This window comes from Streptomyces sp. B3I8, assembly GCF_030816915.1.
Taxonomy (GTDB): Bacteria; Actinomycetota; Actinomycetes; order Streptomycetales; family Streptomycetaceae; genus Streptomyces.
In genome coordinates, this window is record NZ_JAUSYN010000002.1 from 5,093,648 (window position 1) to 5,111,547 (window position 17,900).

The following is a 17,900-nucleotide window of genomic DNA, read 5'->3' on the forward strand; positions in this document are numbered from 1 at the left end:
CCCGTCGCGCCCATTGTCACCCGGACCGCACACGGCCCGCCCACGTCCCACCTGGCTGTTCACACACCGGGGCGTACGGTGTTCTCGACAGACAGGCGGCCCGGGGCCACACTTGTGCGGCTCCCCGGGCCCGGGTTCCAGACCCGTGAGGCCCCAAGCCCCTAGAGGAAGGTGTCCGTGTGCCCCGCCGGAGAATCGGCTTCTGGTACCGCTTCGCCGCGGTGCTCTGCAAACCTCCGCTGGTGGTTCTGCTGAAGCGGGATTGGCGCGGAATGGAGAACATGCCGGCCGACGGCGGATTCATCACCGCGGTGAACCACAATTCGCATGTGGACCCCTTCGCGTACGCGCACTACCAGTACAACACCGGGCGTGTTCCGCGTTTTCTCGCGAAGAGCGGACTTTTCCGCAAGGGATTCGTCGGCGCCGCCATGCGCGGCACCGGCCAGATCCCCGTCTACCGCGAGACGACGGACGCGCTCAGCGCCTTCCGAGCCGCGATCCACGCCGTGGAGAGCGGCGAGTGCGTGGCGTTCTACCCCGAGGGCACCCTGACCCGCGACCCCGGCCTGTGGCCCATGACCGGCAAGACCGGTGCCGCGCGCGTCGCCCTGCAGACCCGGTGCCCGGTGATCCCCGTCGCCCAGTGGGGCGCCAACGAACTGCTGCCGCCCTATGCGAAGAAGCCGGTCCTCTTCCCGCGCAAGACGCACCGCGTCGTCGCGGGCCCGCCGGTGGACCTCAGCGACTTCTACGGCCGTGAGATGACGCCCGACCTGCTCAAGGAGGCGACGGAGGTCATCATGGCCGCCATCACCCGCCTGCTCGAGGAGATCCGCGGCGAGAAGGCGCCCGACAAGCGGTACGACCCGCGCGAGGTCCGTATCGAGCAGCGCCGCCGCACCGCCGCGGCCACCGCCGCGAAGCGCAAGACACACCAGGAGCCCGGGCAACGGGACGATCAGCACCGCGAGCAGCAAGAGCACGCAGAGCACCAAGAGCACCAAGAGCACGCCGAGCAGGCACAGCAAGAGGGGCAGGGCACGTGAGCGAGCCGGTCAGGGCCGCCGTCTTCGGCACGGGATCGTGGGGCACGGCCTTCGGCATGGTGCTCGCCGACGCCGGGTGCGAGGTCACCCTGTGGGCGCGGCGCCCGGAGCTGGCCGAGGCGGTCAACTCCACCCGGACCAACCCCGACTACCTGCCGGGCATCGAACTCCCGGCCCGTCTGCGGGCGACCGCCGACCCCGCCGAGGCCGCCCGCGACGCCGACTTCACCGTGCTCGCCGTGCCCTCCCAGACGCTGCGCGCCAACCTCGCGGAGTGGGGGCCGCTGCTCGCCCCCGGCACCGTCCTGGTCTCCCTGATGAAGGGCGTCGAACTCGGCTCCGCGATGCGGATGAGCGAGGTCGTCGAGGACGTCGCCAAGGTCGGACCCGAGCGCATCGCGGTGGTCACCGGCCCCAATCTCGCCCGGGAGATCGCCGCCCGGATGCCGGCCGCCGCCGTGGTCGCCTGCACCGACGAGACCGTCGCCCGACGGCTCCAGACCGCCTGCCACACGCGGTACTTCCGCCCGTACACCAACACCGACGTGGTCGGCTGCGAACTGGGCGGCGCGATCAAGAACGTCATCGGGCTGGCGGTCGGCATCGCCGACGGCATGGGGCTCGGCGACAACGCCAAGGGCTCGCTCATCACCCGGGGGCTCGCCGAGACCACCCGGCTCGGCCTCGCCATGGGCGCCGACCCGCTGACCTTCTCCGGTCTCGCGGGTCTCGGTGACCTGGTCGCCACCTGCTCCTCGCCGCTGTCGCGCAACCACACCTTCGGCACCAACCTCGGCAAGGGCATGACCGTCGAGGAGACCATCGCGGTCACCAAGCAGACCGCGGAGGGCGTCAAGTCCTGCGAGTCCGTACGGGACCTGGGCCGACGGCACGGCGTCGAGATGCCGCTGACCGAGACCGTCGTCGGCATCGTCCACGAGGGCAAGTCGCCGGTGACCGCGGTCAAGGAGCTGATGGGGCGCAGCGCCAAGTCCGAACGGCACTGACCCCGAACGCCACTGGTCCCGGGCGGTCCCGGCCCGCCGCCCGCCGCCCGCACACCCGGTCCGCCGGTCGCCGACGCCCCGCCGGGCGACCGCCGGTGCCACGCTGAGCGACCGTTCGTACGACGGTGAGCGACCGTCCGTGCGACGCGCGGCGACGGCCGGTGGCGGGCGCTGACGCCGAGCATGCGGGCGGGTACCCTCATCGCGATATGAGCACCGAGAACCTCCCCCAGACTTCCGGGCAGCCGCCCCGCAAGCCGCGTGTGGCCGTCGTGTTCGGCGGCCGCAGCTCAGAACACGGGATCTCCGTGGTCACCGCCGGCGCCGTACTGAACGCCATCGACCGGACCAAGTACGACGTCCTGCCGATCGGCATCACACGGGAGGGCCGCTGGGCGCTCACGGCCGACGAGCCGGCCCGCATGGCGATCGTCGACCGCAGGCCGCCGGACGTCGACGAACTCGCCGACGCGGCCGAGGGCGGCGTGGTGCTCCCCGTCGACCCCGCCAACCGCGAGGTCGTCTACACCGAACCCGGTTCCGTGCCCAAGGCGCTCGGCGAGGTCGACGTCGTCTTCCCCGTGCTGCACGGCCCCTACGGTGAGGACGGCACCCTCCAGGGGCTGCTGGAGCTGTCCGGGGTGCCGTACGTCGGCTCGGGCGTGCTCGCCTCGGCCGTCGGCCAGGACAAGGAGTACATGAAGCGGGTGTTCACCTCGTTCGGGCTGAAGGTCGGCCCCTACGTGGTGATCCGGCCGCGCGAGTGGGAGCGCGACCGGGCGGCCGCCCGCAAGAAGATCGTCGACTTCGCCGGCGAGCACGGCTGGCCGCTGTTCGTGAAGCCCGCGCGCGCGGGCTCGTCCATCGGCATCACCAAGGTCGACGACCTCGCCGGTCTGGACGAGGCGGTCGAGGAGGCGCAGCGGCACGACCCGAAGATCCTGATCGAGGCGGAGCTGCGCGGGCGCGAGATCGAGTGCGGGGTGCTGGAGTTCGAGGACGGGCCGCGTGCCTCGGTGCCCGCCGAGATCCCGCCGCCCGACACCCACGCGTACTACGACTTCGAGGCCAAGTACATCGACTCCACCCCCGGTCTCGTCCCCGCCCCGCTGACGCCGGAGGAGACCGCCGAGGTGCGGCGCCTCGCTGTCGAGGCGTTCGAGGCGGCCTCCTGCGAGGGGCTGGTGCGGGCGGACTTCTTCCGCACCGAGGACGGGGAGTTCGTCATCAACGAGATCAACACGATGCCGGGCTTCACCCCGATCTCGATGTTCCCGCAGATGTGGCAGGCGACCGGTGTCTCCTACGGGGAACTGGTGGACCGGCTGATCGAGGCGGCGCTGCGGCGGTCCACCGGACTGCGCTGAGCGACGGCGTCGCGCCGGGTCGTGTCAGGTCATGGAGGCGGTTCCCTCGGGAACCGCCTTCTTGACGGCGGAGGCGAGGCCGGTGAGGACGCCGGCGCCCTCGTCCTGCCCGGACATCCCCTTCGGCAGGCTCACCTGTACGTAGGCCACGCGGTTGGCCGTGGTGAACCGCCAGGTGCCGTCGTCCTGCTTCTCCATGAGCCAGTCCACGCCGTTCACGCCGCCGGCCAGGGCGTCCGCGTCGCCGCCCTCGGCCACCTTCGGGTCGATCATCTTCGGCGGCCGTACGACACCGCAGCGCAGTATGATCGCTGGGCTTCCCCAGCCCGCCGTGTAGGCGGACCGGGGCCCGGGGTCGTTGCGGCGGTGCCCGTCCAGCTTCTCGGGCAGCACCCGGTGCAGTGCCCGGCACACCTTCGCCGTCTTCGCGTCGGGGGAGGGAACCGCGAGGGCGGTGCCGCCGTCTGCCGAGGAACAGCCCGTCGCCGCCAGCAGCAGCGCGGCGACGGGAGCGACGGGCAGGCCGAGGAGTCGGTGGCGGGAGAAGTTCACCGGCCAAGGGTAGACGGGGGCTACAGGTGCACCACCGGGCAGGTCAGCGTGCGGGTGATGCCGTCCACTTGCTGGACTCTGGCGACCACCATGCGACCGAGTTCGTCGACAGTGTCGGCCTGCGCGCGCACGATGACGTCGTAGGGACCGGTCACGTCCTCGGCCTGGATGATCCCAGGGAGCTTGCCGATCGTCTCGGCGACGGTCGACGCCTTGCCGACCTCGGTCTGGATCAGGATGTATGCCTGTACCACGGAACCTCCAGGGCGGCCACGAGGATCATGTGGGGGGAAGGGACGCCACGGTATCGCGTCGCCCTCGGCCGCGGGGAGACCCGCGCACGCCGTGGTGCGGCGCGGGTGGGGGCCGGGGCGGGCGCGGAGCGGGAAGCGACGGTCGTGAGCGAGGCCCGGTCCGGTGCCGGGCACGTGGCGCGGACAGGCACAGAAGGGGCGATACGACGATGAAGGGCACCGTTGGCGAGTTGGGGGAGTTCGGGCTCATCAGGGAGCTCACCTCCCGGCTCACCACCACCCCGGCAGTCCGGATCGGCCCCGGCGACGACGCCGCGGTGGTCTCCGCGCCCGACCGCAGGGTGGTGGCGAGCACCGATGTGCTCCTGGAGGGACGGCACTTCCGGCGCGACTGGTCCACGGCGTACGACGTCGGCCGCAAGGCCGCCGCGCAGAACCTCGCGGACATCGCCGCGATGGGGGCGGTGCCGACCGCGCTGCTGCTCGGCCTCGTCGTCCCGGCGGAACTGCCGGTCACCTGGCCGACGGAGCTGATGGACGGGCTGCGCGACGAGTGCCAGGTCGCCGGTGCGGCGGTGGTGGGCGGCGACGTGGTGCGGGGCGACACCATCACCGTGGCCATCACGGCCCTGGGGGACCTGCGCAACCACGAGCCGGTGACCCGGGGCGGGGCGCAGCCCGGCGACGTGGTCGCCGTCACCGGGTGGCTGGGGTGGTCGGCGGCCGGGTACGCGGTGCTCTCGCGGGGCTTCCGCTCGCCGCGGGCCTTCGTCGAGGCGCACCGGCGGCCCGAACCCCCGTACCACGCCGGGCCGGCCGCGGCCGGACTGGGCGCGACCGCGATGTGCGACGTGAGCGACGGGCTCATCGCCGACCTCGGGCACATCGCCGAGGCGAGCAAGGTGCGCATCGACGTGCGGTCCGGGGCGCTGGACGTCCCCTCGCAGATGAACGACATCGGACAGGCGGTCGGGGTCGACCCGCTGCAGTGGGTGCTGACCGGCGGCGAGGACCACGCGATCGTCGCGACCTTCCCGCCCGACGTGAAACTGCCGGCGCGGTGGAAGGTGATCGGCGAGGTGCTGAACCCCTCGGCCCTGCCGCAGGTCACGGTGGACGGGGCGCCGTGGACCCGCAAGGGCGGCTGGGACCACTTCGGGGACATCGAGTCGTGAGCGCCGCCGCCCCGCCCACGGTGCTGACCGTGGCCGGCTCCGACTCCGGCGGGGGTGCGGGGATCCAGGCCGACCTGAAGACGATGCTGGCGCTGGGTGTGCACGGGATGAGCGTGCTCACCGCGGTGACCGCGCAGAACTCCGTGGGCGTGCAGGGCGCGTGGCCGCTGCCGGTGGAGGCGGTGCGGGCGCAGTACCGCAGCGTCGTCGACGACATCGGGGTGCGGGCGGTCAAGACGGGGATGCTCGCGTCGGCCGAACTGGTGCGGACGGTGGCGGAACTGCTGGCCGGGACGGACGCCCCGGTCGTCGTCGACCCGGTGGGGGTCTCCAAACACGGGGATCCGCTGCTCGCCGAGTCCGCGCTCGACTCCGTGCGGACGCGGCTGCTGCCGGTGGCGACGGTGGCGACGCCGAACCTGGACGAGGTGGCGCAGCTCACGGGGGTGCGGGTGGATTCGGAGGAGCGACTGCGGCCGGCGGCCGAGGCGGTGCTGGCGTTCGGGCCGCGGTGGGTGCTGGTCAAGGGCGGGCACCTGGCCGGGGACGCGGTGGATCTGCTGACGGACGGGGTGGAGGAGCACTGGTTGCGGGCGCCGCGCCACGACAACCGGCACACCCATGGCACGGGCTGCACGCTGGCCTCCGCGCTGGCGGCCCGCCTGGCGCTCGGCGACTCCGTCCCCGAGGCGGCGAGGGCGGCGAAGGCGTACGTGACGGGGGCGATCGCGGCGGGATTCCCGCTGGGCTCGGGGATCGGCCCGGTGGACCACGGCTGGCGGCTACGGGGCTGAGCGCGCGCCTACGTGTGTGTGGTGGGGTCGGGGCCGTGGGGGTGCGTCGAGTCCGTCGCCGCCGGGCGTACTGCCGTATCCCGGGAGTGGTGGGTGTCTGCTGGGCAGAGCTGCGCGACGGACTGCGACGCACCCCCACGGCCCGCTCCCGTCGTACGGCGACTGCCGCTGAGTGCCCCGACAGGGGAGCGGTTATTCAGGGGCGCGGGGGCGAGGAGAAAAGGGCGCGTCTTCTGGGCGCAACGCAAAAAACCGGTCCACCCGTGGGTGGACCGGCTCCGCACCGAACCGGCGTGGCCGCGCGCTTGGAACGTCAGCGCGAGACCTTGCCGGCCTTGATGCACGAGGTGCAAGCGTTCACGCGCTTCGGCGTCCCACCGACCACGGTACGCACGCGCTGGATGTTCGGGTTCCAGCGACGGGGTGTACGGCGGTGCGAGTGGGAAATGTTGTTGCCGAAGCCCGGCCCCTTGCCGCAGACGTCGCAGTTGGCAGCCACCGGTCACTCCAAAGACTTCAGATGCACGTACATTGGGAAATCCCGGCACGCCGGGAATCTGTGAGGATCCGGGTGGCTCTGCCAGGGAAGGCCCGACCTGGATCGGGCAACCGGAGCAGCATACAACGGCTGCTTCCGTACAACGAAACTACCATGTCCGTCACCGGCCCCCGACCGGCACCTGACGCGGTCTACCCTGCCAGGCAGGGAAGCGACAGGGCCCAGGGAGGCGCAGGTGCCGCAGGTGCCGCAGACGTTCGATGCTCTCGCGGTGCGCACATGGTGCGGTCTCGCGCTCGAGGCGCTCGGGAGGGCGCGCGAGGAGATCGACGCGATCAACGTCTACCCGGTGGCCGACGGGGACACCGGAACCAACCTCTACCTGACCATGGAGTCGGCGGCGACGGCCGTCGAGGCGGTGTTCGCCGGATACGGCGAGGCCGGCGGGCGGCCCGGGCTCGCCGACGCGGCCGGCGCCATGGCGCACGGGGCGCTGCTGGGCGCACGCGGCAACTCCGGGACGATCCTCGCCCAGCTCCTGCGCGGCATGGCACAGCGGCTGGACGGCGCCCGGGTGGGCGGGCCGGAGCTGCGGCTGGCGCTGCGGCGGGCCGCCGACCTGGCGCGGGAGGCCGTCGCGCACCCCGTGGAGGGCACGGTGCTGTCGGTCGCTTCCGCGGCCGCCGACGCGGTGGAGGCGGTGGAGGGCGACTGCGCGGCCGTCGCCCTGGCGGCGTACGAGGGGGCGCGGGCCGCCCTGGCGGCGACACCGGGGCAGCTCGAAGTGCTGCGGCGGGCGGGTGTCGTGGACGCCGGCGGGCGCGGACTGGTGGCGGTGCTCGGAGCCCTGGTGGAGACGCTGACGGGGCAGTCGCCGGCCCGGGTCGGGGCGGAGACGCACCCCGTGTTCGAGGGCGGGTGCGCGGAGCCGGGGCCCGCGTTCGAGGTGATCTACCTGCTGGAGGCCGGGGACGCGGCCGTCGCCCGGCTGCGGGAGCGGCTGGACGGGCTCGGCGACTCGCTGGTCGTGGTCGGCGGGGACGGCCTGTGGAACGTCCACGTGCATGTCGACGACGCCGGGGCCGCCGTCGAGGCCGGGGTCGAGGCCGGGCGGCCGTACCGCATCCGGATCACCCACTTCGGGACCGGCCGGCCCGCCCGGGAGCGGGCCCCGCGGGCCGTCGTCGCCGTGGTGCCGGGGGAGGGTCTGGCCACGCTGTGCGAAGGGGCGGGGGCCACGACGGTCCTGGCGCGGGCCGGGGAGCCGCCCGCCAGCGGGGAACTCGTGGACGCGGTGCGGCGGGCGCACGCCCACGAGGTGGTGCTGCTGCCCAACGACGCGGAACTGCGCCACACGGCCGCCGCTGCCGCCGAACAGGCGCGCACGGAGGGCGTACGGGTCGCGGTCATCCCGACACGGTCCGCGGTGCAGGGCATCGCGGCACTCGCCGTGCACCAGCCGGAGCGGCGGTTCGACGAGGACGTGGTCGCGATGACCTCGGCGGCAGGGGCCACGCGCTACGCCGAGGTGGCCGTCGCCGAGCGGCAGTCCTGGACCATGGCGGGGATCTGCCAGGCCGGTGACGTGCTCGGACTGATCGAGGGGGACGTGGCGGTGATCGGGGCGGACGTCGCCGGGACCGCCGAGGGCGTGCTCGCGCGAATGCTGTCGGCGGGGGGTGAGCTGGTCACCCTGGTGGTGGGCGCGGGGGTGCCCGAGGGGCTCGTGGCCCGCCTGGAGACGTATGTGAGGGAGTCCTACCTGGCGGTGGACACCGTCGTGCACGACGGGGGTGGGCAGGGCTCCCTGCTGCTGATCGGCGTCGAGTAGCCGGGCTCAGCCCTTGTCCAGGTAGCGCTCCCTGTCCTCGTCGAGGAGCGCGTCCAGCGCCGTGCGCAGGGCCGGGGTGCCCTCCAGCGCCGGGTCCGCCGCCACCAGTTCCGTCGCCTCCGCTCTCGCCTCGGCGATGATCTCCTCGTCGTCGATGACGGCGAGCACCCGCAGGCTGGAGCGGGCCCCGGACTGCGCCTGGCCCAGCACGTCGCCCTCGCGGCGCTGTTCGAGGTCGATGCGGGAGAGCTCGAAGCCGTCCAGGGTGGCGGCGACCGCGTCGAGCCGCTGCCGGGCCGGGCTCGCCTCCGGCATCTCCGTGACCAGCAGACACAGTCCGGGTGCCGAGCCGCGGCCCACCCGGCCGCGCAACTGGTGGAGCTGGGAGACGCCGAACCGGTCGGCGTCCATGACCACCATCGCGGTGGCGTTGGGGACGTTGACGCCGACCTCGATGACGGTGGTGGCGACCAGCACGTCCGTCTCCCCGGCGGCGAAGCGCCGCATCACGGCGTCCTTGTCGTCGGGCTGCATACGGCCGTGCAGCACCTCGACCCGGAGCCCGTGCAGCGGCCCCTCGGCGAGCTGGTCCGCGATGTCCAGGACGGCGAGCGGGGGGCGCTTGTCGGCGTCCGCGGCCGCCTTCTTCGTCCCCTCCTCCTCGTCGCCGATCCGGGGACAGACCACGTACGCCTGGTGGCCGTTGCCCACCTCCTCGCGCACCCGCTCCCAGGCGCGGGCCAGGAAGTGGGGCTTGTCGGCGGCCGGGACGACATGGCTGGCGATCGGTGAGCGGCCGGCCGGGAGCTGGTCCAGGACGGACGTCTCCAGATCGCCGAACACGGTCATGGCGACCGTGCGGGGGATCGGTGTGGCCGTCATCACCAGCAGGTGCGGCGGCTGTTCGCCCTTGCCGCGCAGGGCGTCCCGCTGCTCCACCCCGAACCGGTGCTGTTCGTCGACGACGACCAGGCCCAGGTCGTGGAAGCGCACCGCGTCCTCGATCAGCGCGTGCGTGCCGATGACGATGCCGGCCTCTCCCATGACGAGGTCCAGCAGGGCCTGCCGACGGGCCGCCGCGCCCATCGAACCGGTGAGCAGGACCACCTTGGTGGCGTGCTCGGCGCCGCCCAGCATGCCGCCCTGGGCGAGGTCCCCCATCATCTCCGTGATCGACCGGTGGTGCTGCTGGGCCAGGACCTCGGTGGGCGCCAGCAGGGCGGCCTGCCCGCCGGAGTCGACGACGGCGAGCATCGCGCGCAACGCGACCATGGTGTTGTGGGTGACGGTGAAGTGGTCGGTCACATAGGCGTGGTCGGGATGGGCGACGCTGATGCACTGGACGGGCGCGCGGCCCGCGTACTCGACGGCACGGATCGCGCGGTGGAACGCCCCGGTGTCGACGCCGGCGCCGGGATCGAACTCGCGCGGCAGGGTGAGGGACACGCCCTCGTCACCCACGCGTGCCAGGCCGCCCAGGGAGCGCGCCAGCCAGGCCACGTCCTCGGCGAGCCGCCGGGAAGGGGTGCGCAGCCCGGTGCCGTCGCCCGCGTCCAGCAGGCCCCTCAGGAGGGCCAGGCGGTTCTTGACCGTGGTGTTCCTGTACCTGTCCGGGAGGTGCGCCGGGGCCTCGGGGCCGGTCAGGGAGGCGCCCAGTGCGTACGGGTCCTCGGGCAGGGAGATGTCGGGGCCCAGGTCGGCCGGGGTGATCGGGGGGATGTGCCACTTCGGGGTGCCGTCCGGGGCGGTGGTGTCCAGACGGATGTCCCGGGCCGTGCGCACCCTGGGGGGCGCGGCGGGTCCTTCACCGACGATCCACAGGTGTTCGTCGTCGCACTCGACGGTGGAGCCGTCGCTGAGCACCAGCCGCCACACGTCCCGTTCGCCCTGGGGGAAGACGCCGGCGACCGGGGCCACCTCGCCGCTGGGCACTACGACCTCGTCGCCGACGCGGATCTCGCCCATGGGCCGGAAGCCCGTGGGCGTGAGCACGAGCGCGTCCAGCGGCTGCGCCTTGCCGGAGCCGACCTCGCCCTGGAGCAGCCGGTGCATGGGGTGGTCGGTGGCGAGGTCGTCGAAGATCTCCCGGGAGACCGACAGCTGGCCCTCGGTGAGGGTGAAGGGGAGCCGGTCGTCGAACGCCGTGAGCAGGCCGTCCGGCCTGGGCCTGCGCGGCTGGGCGCGCAGGTGGGCGTCGTCGTACCGGCGGCGGGCCAGGGCGACCTGGAGGACGAAGGCCTCGTCCCACTTCAGCCGGGCGCGGGCCTCCTCCACGTCGGCCCGGGTGCGCGGGCGGTGGATCTTGACCAGGGCCTCCGGCAGGGTGGCCAGGCCACGGCCCGCGCGCAGTGACTCCGGCAGCGGGTCCAGGGCCTCCTGGGCGCTGGGCAGCACCGTCTGCACCGCCTTGGCGAGCTTCCAGGACTCCATCTTCGCCGTGGCCGGGTACAGCGGGATGAGCGCGCCCGCCCAGCTGTCCACGGCCTCCTCCGCGCCCTCGCCCCGCAGCAACTCATAGGCGGGATGGGCGAGTTGGAGACGGCGGTTGAAGACGGACACCTTGCCGGAGAACATCGCGCGGGTGCCCGGCAGCAGGTCCTTGTGCGGCTTGTGCACGCCGTTGCCGAAGAAGACCAGCTGCAGCCGGCCACTGCCGTCCGTGATCGTGACCTCCAGGCGCTGCCCCTTGCCGCGCGGCGCCCGGGAGGAGGCGAAGGTGTGCAGCCGGGCGTCGGCCACCTGCGCCACCACCGTGACGTGCTCGTCCATCGGCAGGTCGGCCAGGTGCGTGAGCTGCCCGCGCTCCTCGTATCTGCGCGGGTAGTGGTGCAGCAGATCGCCGACGGTGTGCAGGCCGAGGTGCTCGGCCATCACCTTCGCGGTGGCGGGGCCGAGCACCTTCTTCAGGGGGTCGTCCAGTGCGGGCACGAGATCCATTGCACACCACGGCACTGACAACGGCGTACCCGGCATGCGGCGCGCTGCCCCGAACATTGCCGGAAACCGCTGGTCAGGCCGGTCCCCCGGGGAATAGCATGACGCGCTCCGGCTGCCCGACCCGCGGTCACCGCCTCACCGGGACCGCCCTACCCCGCGCCGTCGCCGCCTCCCCACACCTCGGCACCCTCGGCGCTGCGACGATGGATTCCCAGACCTCACAGCCCACACCGTCCTCGCGGCCCTCCGTACCCCCGGCCGCCTCCTCGCCCCACACGTTCCAGGTCGACCTGCGCGGTCTCGTCGACCTCCTCTCCCATCACCTCTACTCCAGCCCCCGCGTCTACCTGCGCGAACTGCTGCAGAACGCCGTGGACGCGATCACCGCCCGGCGCGCCGAGCAGCCGGACACCCCGGCCACCGTGCGGCTGCACACCGGGGACGGCGAACTGCGCGTCGTGGACTCCGGCATCGGACTCACCGAACCGGACGTGCACCAGCTCCTGGCCACCATCGGCCGCAGCTCCAAGCGCGACGACGGACTGCGGGCGGCCCGCGCCGACTTCCTCGGCCAGTTCGGCATCGGACTGCTGGCCTGCTTCGTCGTCGCGGAACGCATCCGGGTCGTCAGCCGCAGCGCCCGCACGCCCGACGCGGCCCCCGTGGAATGGACCGCCACCGACGACGGCTCCTACACCGTGCGCACGCTCCCCGTGGAGGCGCACCCGGAACCCGGCACCACCGTGCACCTGGTGGCGCGGGCCGGTGCCGCCGAGTGGCTGACCGGGGAGCGGGTGCTGTCCCTGGCCCGCGACTTCGGCGCGCTGCTCCCGTACGACGTCCGCGTGGACGGCAGGGCGGTCACCGAACTGCCCGCCGTCTGGGACCGCCCCTACACCTCGCCCGCCGCCCGCCGGGTCGCCCTGGCCCGGCACTGTCACGACCTGTTCGGCTTCACCCCGCTGGACTCCCTCACCCTCGACGTGCCCCTGGCCGGCGTACGGGGTGTGGCCTACGTCCTGCCCACCGCCGTCAGCCCGGCCCAGCGGGCGAGCCACCGCGTCCACCTGAAGGGCATGCTCCTCACGGAGCGGGCCGAACAGCTCCTGCCCGACTGGGCGTTCTTCGTACGCTGCGTCCTCGACACGGACAGTCTGCGGCCCACCGCCTCCCGCGAGTCCCTGTACGAGGACGAGACCCTGGCCGGGGTCCGCGACGCCCTCGGGGAACGCATCCGCTCCTGGCTGACCGGCCTCGCCGCACAGGACCCCGAACGGCTCACCGCCTTCCTCGCCGTGCACCACCTCGGCGTCAAGTCGCTGGCCCGGCACGACACCGAGATGCTGCGCACGATGCTGCCGTGGCTGCCGTTCGAGACGACCGACGGCCGCCTCTCCCTGGAGGAGTTCGCCCAGCGCCACCCCGTGGTGCACTTCACGCGCACGGTCGAGGAGTACCGCCAGGTCGCGCCCATCGCCTCCGCACAGGGCATAGGCGTCGTCAACGGCGGCTACACCTACGACAGCGACCTCGTGGAGGCGCTGCCCTCGGTGCGGCCCGGCACGGTCGTCGCCGAACTCGACTCCGACACGGTCACCGCGCACCTGGACACCGTCGACCCGGCCGAGGAACTCGCCCTCTCCGGCTTCCTCGCCGCCGCACGCACCGCTCTCGACCCGCTGGGCTGCGACGTCGCCCTGCGCGCCTTCCACCCCCTCTCGGTGCCCGCCCTGCACCTCGACGACCGGGCCGCCCGCCACGAGCAGGCCCGCGCCGAGGCCGAGGAGCGGGCCGACGACCTGTGGGCGGGCATCCTCGGCTCCCTGCGCGGCAGCGCACCCCGCGCCCGCCTGGTCCTCAACCACCTCAACCCGCTGGTCCGCCGCATCGCCGGCCTCGGCGCGCCCGAACTCATCGGCACCGCCGTGGAATCCCTGTACGGGCAGGCGCTGCTGCGGGCCCAGCGCCCCCTGCGCCCCGCCGACTCCGCCCTGCTCAACCGCGCGTTCCTCGGCCTGCTGGAGTGGGCCACCCACACCGACTCCCCGGAGGGCGGCCCCCGATGAACCCGATGGACTCGATGGACCCCATGAAACCGGTCATGGACTTCGACACGCTCCGCCGGGCGATGGCGGACAACCACGAACAGCCGGAGGGCCCCGCCCGCAACGCGCGCGCCGAGGTCCTGCTCGCCGAGGCGGAGAGACTCGGCACACCCCTCGCCGTCATCGAGGCGCTCGGACACCAGCTCAAGGTCTACAACTACAGCTCCGAGAAGGACAAGATGTTCGTCCCCTTCGCGCGCCTGCTGCGCCTGTGGGACGAACACCCGGAGGACTTCGACGAGTACGAGATCCACACCCTGCACTGGGTGTTCAAGTGGATGACGGCCGGCATGCTCGGCCAGCCGCACATCCCGCTCGCCGCCGTGGAGAAGTGGCTCGGTGAGATGGAACACCGCTACCGGCTCGCCGGGCACTCCGAACGGGCCGTGCGCAACTGCGAGTTCAGCGTCGCCTCGCACATCGGCGACCTGGACCGCGCCGACCGCGCGTACACCGCCTGGCTGGCCGCCGACCGCGACTCCATGGCCGACTGCCACGCCTGCGAACTCCACGACCAGGGCTGGTGGCAGGCGCACAGGGGCAACGACGCGGAGGCGCTCGCGCTGTGGGCGCCCGTGCTCGACGGCACCCACGCCTGCGCCCACGAACCGCACGCCGTGCTCGCCTCCTCCCTCCTGCCGCTGCTGCGCCTCGGCCGCGTCGACGAGGCCAGGGCCCACCATCTGCGGGGCCTGCGCCTGGTGCGCCCCATGGAGAGCATGCGCGGCTCCTACGCCGCCCACGTCGAGTTCTGCGCCCTCACCGGCAACGAGGCCCGCGGCCTGGAACTGCTCGCCGAGCCGCCCGGCGTACTTCACCGACACCGGCGAGCCGCGCAGCCACATGGACTTCCTGGCCGTCGTCGCCCTGCTGACCGACCGCCTCGTGGAGCTCGGCCACGCCGGGCGGACCGTGCCGGGGCCCGCCGGCCGGGACTGGACGGCCGACGCCCTCGCCCGCCACGCGCGCGCGGAGGCGCTCGCCCTGGCCGACCGCTTCGACGCCCGCAACGGCACCCCGCACATCGGGGAGCACGTCCGTGGCCGCATGGACCGACGGCCCCTGCTGGACCGGCTGCCGCTCGGCGTGCGCTCCCCGCGCACCGAGCGCACCGAGCACACCCTGCCGACGCCCCGGTCGACGGTGACCCGGTCGTCGGACACACCGGACGCGGAACCGACCCTGGAGACGCTGCTCGCCCAGGCGCGCCGGCGGTCCGAGGCGCTGCACCCGCAGTCCGTGCGGGCCTGGGCGGCGGTGGCGCGGGCCGCCGAGGGGCAGCACGAACTGGCCGCCCGCGACCCGCGCCGAGATCGCCGACCACGAGGCGATCGCCGCCGGCCCCGAGGGCGCCGCACTCTTCGAGCGGGCCGCCGCCCACTACGAGGAGGCCGGCGACCCCGGCGAGGCCCTCGCCGCCCGCGCCCGTGCCGCCTACGTACGGGCACTGACCGTCGGCGGCGCGGAACCCCTGGCGACCGCGGAGGAACTGCGCCGCACCGCTCTCGCGCTGCACGCCGAGGGCGGCACGGGGGTCGCGCAGGCCGCGTCCGTCCTCGTCTGCCGGGTCCGCGTCCTGCTGCACCTGGCGCTCCAGGAGCGGCACGACGACTCCGGTGGCCCCGGGAGCGCGGCCGTGCGGGCCGCCGGGGAGGCGGCGGCGGAACTGCTGGACCTCACCGGCCCGCACACCGACGACGGCGACACGCTGATCGCCGCACGGGCCGCCGAGGCACAGGCGACGCTCGGCGAACTCGCCGCGCACACCGGCGACCTCAGGGGCGCCGCCGGACTGCTCACCTCGGCGGCCGCCCAGTACGTGGCGGCGGGACTGCCGTGGTTCGCGGCGGACCGCGAGGCCCTCCTCGTCGGCCTCGCCCGCGCGCTCGACGACACCGCCGGCGCCGAACGGGCCGCGCGCGCCGCCCTCAAGCACGGTGCGGACCACCTGGACCCGCTCGGACAGGCCCAGTCGCACCTCCGGCTCGCCGAAGTCCTCGGCGAGAAAGGGGAGTTCCCCGAGGCCGCCGAGCACGCCCTGAAGGCGGCGCACTGGGCCGACGAGGCGGGCGAGACCCGCACCCTGGGCGCCTGGGCACGTCACCTGCTGGGCGGCTTCCTGCTGCGCCAGGAACGGTTCGCCGAGGCCGCCGAGGTACTGGAGTCGGCACTGCCCGACCTCGACGCCGAGACCCACGGCGACGGGGCCCTCGTACAGACCCGGTGGTGGCTCGGCGACTGCCACACCGAACTCGGCGAACACCGGCAGGCCGCGGAGCGGTGGCTCCAGGCCGCCGAGACCGCGCGGCACTGGCCCGAGCAGCAGGACCACGCGATGCTCGCGCACCTGGCCGCCGAGGCGCTGGGACGGGCCGGGCTGCCCGACGAGGCCGACCGGGCCTACCGGCGGGCGGCGGAACTGTGGCGGACCATGGGCAACCCCCACGGCGTGGTCCGCTCGCTGCGCGCCCGCGCGTGGCTCGCCGCGAACGAGGAGAGCACCGACGGGGGACCGGACCGGGCGCGGGAACTGATGGAGGAGGCGGTCCGGGAGTGCCGCGAGGCGCCCGCGGCGGCGGACGACGACGGGGCGCGCGAGCGGCTGATCGCCGAACGGGGCCACACCCACCGGCAGTTCGGCGACCTCCTCGCACGCGGCGGGGAGCCCGACGACGACGTGCTGGAGGAGGCGGTCGGGCACCTCGACCAGGCCGTCGCCGCCTACGCCTGCCTCGGCGACGGGGCCGTCGACCTGCGGACGGGCGCGGAACTCGCGGCGGCGTGGCTGGAGCTCGACCTCGGGCGCGGCGAGGCGGCCGGGGCGCGTGCGCGACGGGTGCTGGCGGTGTACGGGGAGAACGCGCCGGACGGCACGGACCCGGACTCCGGCACCGCGTCCGGCCGTCGGGCGGAGGCGAGGCGCGTACGGGAGCTGGCGGCCGAGGCCGACATCGACGCCGGGGCCGAGGCCTGACGGGGCCCCGTCGTACGGCCCTGCCTGGCCCGGACGCGCACATCCGCGGCCGGCGGGCGGGGCGGCCGGCCGGGCGGAGGGCCGGGCGGAGGGCCGGGCGGAGGGCCGACGGGCTGGGCGCCCCCGCACCCCCTCGCGGGGCGCGCCCCGCGCCCCCGGGCTGCGACACTGTGCGCAGACCCTGCGGCCGTCCACCCTCGAGGAAGCGCACCAGACATGACCCGCGTGATTGCCGGCCGGGCCGGGGGACGGCGTCTCTCCGTCCCGCCGGGCAACGGCACCCGGCCCACCTCCGACCGGGCCCGGGAAGGGCTGTTCTCCACCTGGCAGTCCCTCCTCGGCGGCCCCCTGGACGGCGAACGCGTCCTCGACCTCTACGCCGGTTCCGGCGCCGTCGGCCTGGAGGCGCTCTCGCGCGGTGCCGGGCACGTCCTGCTCGTCGAGGCCGACGCCCGCGCCGCCCGCACCGTCCGCGAGAACGTCCGCCGCCTCGGACTGCCCGGCGCCGAGGTCAGGGCCGGCAAGGCCGAGCAGACCGTCCGCACCGCGCCCCCGTCCGACCCCTACGACCTGGTGTTCCTGGACCCGCCGTACGCCGTCGCCGACGACGATCTGCGGGAGATCCTGCTCACACTCCGCGCCGGGGGCTGGCTCGCGCCCGACGCGCTCGTCACCGTGGAGCGGGGCACCAGGGGCGGCGAGTTCCGGTGGCCGGACGGCTTCGACGCGCTCCGGTCCCGTCGCTACGGCGAGGGAACGTTTTGGTACGGTCGCGCCGCCTCTACGTGCGACGACGCACGATGACCGGACCGGAGAGCGAGGGATCACAGTTGCGCCGCGCAGTCTGTCCCGGGTCGTTCGACCCGATCACCAACGGACACCTCGACATCATCGCCCGGGCCTCCAGGCTGTACGACGAGGTCTACGTCGCGGTGATGATCAACAAATCCAAGAAGGGCCTCTTCGAGGTCGAGGAACGGATCGACCTGATCCGCCAGGAGACCGCCGAGTTCGGCAACGTACGGGTGGAGGCCTTCCACGGCCTCCTCGTCGACTTCTGCAAGCAGCGCGAGATCCCCGCCATCGTCAAGGGACTGCGTGCCGTCAGCGACTTCGACTACGAACTGCAGATGGCCCAGATGAACAACGGCCTCTCGGGCGTGGAAACCCTCTTCGTGCCCACCAATCCCACCTACAGCTTCCTGTCGTCCTCGCTGGTCAAGGAGGTCGCGGCCTGGGGCGGCGACGTCTCCCACCTGGTGCCGCCGGCCGTCCTCGCCGCACTGGGGGAGCGGCTGCGCGACAACTGACCGCAGCCGTGCGGGAGGTCGCCCGCGGGGGCCGGCCGCACGCCCG

At 73.8% G+C, this 17,900-nt stretch carries 13 protein-coding genes and 1 pseudogene; 10 read left to right on the forward strand and 4 right to left on the reverse strand.

From position 1 onward, the window contains the following. Positions 1 to 179 precede the first annotated feature (179 nt). The 3 genes from QFZ64_RS24900 (at position 180) to QFZ64_RS24910 (ending at position 3,423) form a co-directional block, all read left to right on the forward strand. Positions 180 to 1,049 (forward strand): 1-acyl-sn-glycerol-3-phosphate acyltransferase, encoded by an 870-nt coding sequence (locus QFZ64_RS24900; RefSeq protein ID WP_307069291.1) that lies wholly within the window; start codon positions 180 to 182, stop codon positions 1,047 to 1,049. Next, the gene (locus QFZ64_RS24905; RefSeq protein ID WP_307069292.1) at positions 1,046 to 2,056 is read left to right on the forward strand and encodes an NAD(P)H-dependent glycerol-3-phosphate dehydrogenase; all 1,011 of its coding nucleotides are present in this window, start codon (positions 1,046 to 1,048) and stop codon (positions 2,054 to 2,056) included. The genes QFZ64_RS24900 and QFZ64_RS24905 overlap by 4 nt, the downstream gene beginning before the upstream one ends. A gap of 209 nt (positions 2,057 to 2,265) precedes the next feature. After that, positions 2,266 to 3,423, forward strand: coding sequence for a D-alanine--D-alanine ligase family protein (locus QFZ64_RS24910; RefSeq protein ID WP_307069294.1), 1,158 nt, complete (start codon positions 2,266 to 2,268; stop codon positions 3,421 to 3,423). Positions 3,424 to 3,447: 24 nt separating this feature from the next. Here QFZ64_RS24910 and QFZ64_RS24915 read toward each other — a convergent pair whose 3' ends face one another. Continuing rightward, positions 3,448 to 3,975 carry a DUF3515 domain-containing protein gene (locus tag QFZ64_RS24915; protein WP_307069295.1) on the reverse strand — a complete coding sequence of 176 codons (528 nt, stop codon included), beginning with the start codon at positions 3,973 to 3,975 and terminating at the stop codon, positions 3,448 to 3,450. A gap of 20 nt (positions 3,976 to 3,995) precedes the next feature. Further along, positions 3,996 to 4,229 carry an Lrp/AsnC family transcriptional regulator gene (locus QFZ64_RS24920; RefSeq protein ID WP_006139599.1) on the reverse strand — a complete coding sequence of 78 codons (234 nt, stop codon included), beginning with the start codon at positions 4,227 to 4,229 and terminating at the stop codon, positions 3,996 to 3,998. A 209-nt stretch (positions 4,230 to 4,438) separates the two neighbouring features. On the opposite strand from QFZ64_RS24920, the gene QFZ64_RS24925 reads away from it, so the two are divergent. Both QFZ64_RS24925 and thiD read left to right on the forward strand, forming a co-directional pair. After that, positions 4,439 to 5,404, forward strand: coding sequence for a thiamine-phosphate kinase (locus QFZ64_RS24925; RefSeq protein WP_307069298.1), 966 nt, complete (start codon positions 4,439 to 4,441; stop codon positions 5,402 to 5,404). Beyond that, positions 5,401 to 6,198: a bifunctional hydroxymethylpyrimidine kinase/phosphomethylpyrimidine kinase gene (thiD, locus tag QFZ64_RS24930; RefSeq protein ID WP_307069300.1), complete on the forward strand. Its 798-nt coding sequence runs from the start codon at positions 5,401 to 5,403 to the stop codon at positions 6,196 to 6,198. The genes QFZ64_RS24925 and thiD overlap by 4 nt, the downstream gene beginning before the upstream one ends. Before the next feature lie 313 nt (positions 6,199 to 6,511). Here thiD and rpmB read toward each other — a convergent pair whose 3' ends face one another. Further along, positions 6,512 to 6,697, reverse strand: coding sequence for a 50S ribosomal protein L28 (rpmB, locus tag QFZ64_RS24935; RefSeq protein WP_004924906.1), 186 nt, complete (start codon positions 6,695 to 6,697; stop codon positions 6,512 to 6,514). Positions 6,698 to 6,932: 235 nt separating this feature from the next. Between rpmB and QFZ64_RS24940 the strand changes: the two genes are divergently transcribed. Next, on the forward strand, positions 6,933 to 8,528 hold the full coding sequence (locus tag QFZ64_RS24940; RefSeq protein WP_307069302.1) for a DAK2 domain-containing protein: 1,596 nt from the start codon (positions 6,933 to 6,935) through the stop codon (positions 8,526 to 8,528). A gap of 6 nt (positions 8,529 to 8,534) precedes the next feature. Here QFZ64_RS24940 and QFZ64_RS24945 read toward each other — a convergent pair whose 3' ends face one another. Next, positions 8,535 to 11,465, reverse strand: a complete 2,931-nt coding sequence (locus QFZ64_RS24945; RefSeq protein ID WP_307069305.1) for a helicase-related protein — start codon at positions 11,463 to 11,465, stop codon at positions 8,535 to 8,537. 203 nt (positions 11,466 to 11,668) lie between these two features. On the opposite strand from QFZ64_RS24945, the gene QFZ64_RS24950 reads away from it, so the two are divergent. From QFZ64_RS24950 to coaD, 4 genes and pseudogenes are all read left to right on the forward strand, one after another. Next, positions 11,669 to 13,531 (forward strand): HSP90 family protein, encoded by a 1,863-nt coding sequence (locus QFZ64_RS24950; RefSeq protein WP_307069307.1) that lies wholly within the window; start codon positions 11,669 to 11,671, stop codon positions 13,529 to 13,531. 23 nt (positions 13,532 to 13,554) lie between these two features. Beyond that, positions 13,555 to 16,544 (forward strand): annotated as a pseudogene (locus QFZ64_RS24955) (tetratricopeptide repeat protein). A gap of 216 nt (positions 16,545 to 16,760) precedes the next feature. Beyond that, positions 16,761 to 17,348, forward strand: a complete 588-nt coding sequence (gene rsmD, locus QFZ64_RS24960) for a 16S rRNA (guanine(966)-N(2))-methyltransferase RsmD (protein WP_307069309.1) — start codon at positions 16,761 to 16,763, stop codon at positions 17,346 to 17,348. Positions 17,349 to 17,374: 26 nt separating this feature from the next. Next, the gene (gene coaD / locus QFZ64_RS24965; RefSeq protein ID WP_307069310.1) at positions 17,375 to 17,854 is read left to right on the forward strand and encodes a pantetheine-phosphate adenylyltransferase; all 480 of its coding nucleotides are present in this window, start codon (positions 17,375 to 17,377) and stop codon (positions 17,852 to 17,854) included. Positions 17,855 to 17,900 lie beyond the last annotated feature (46 nt).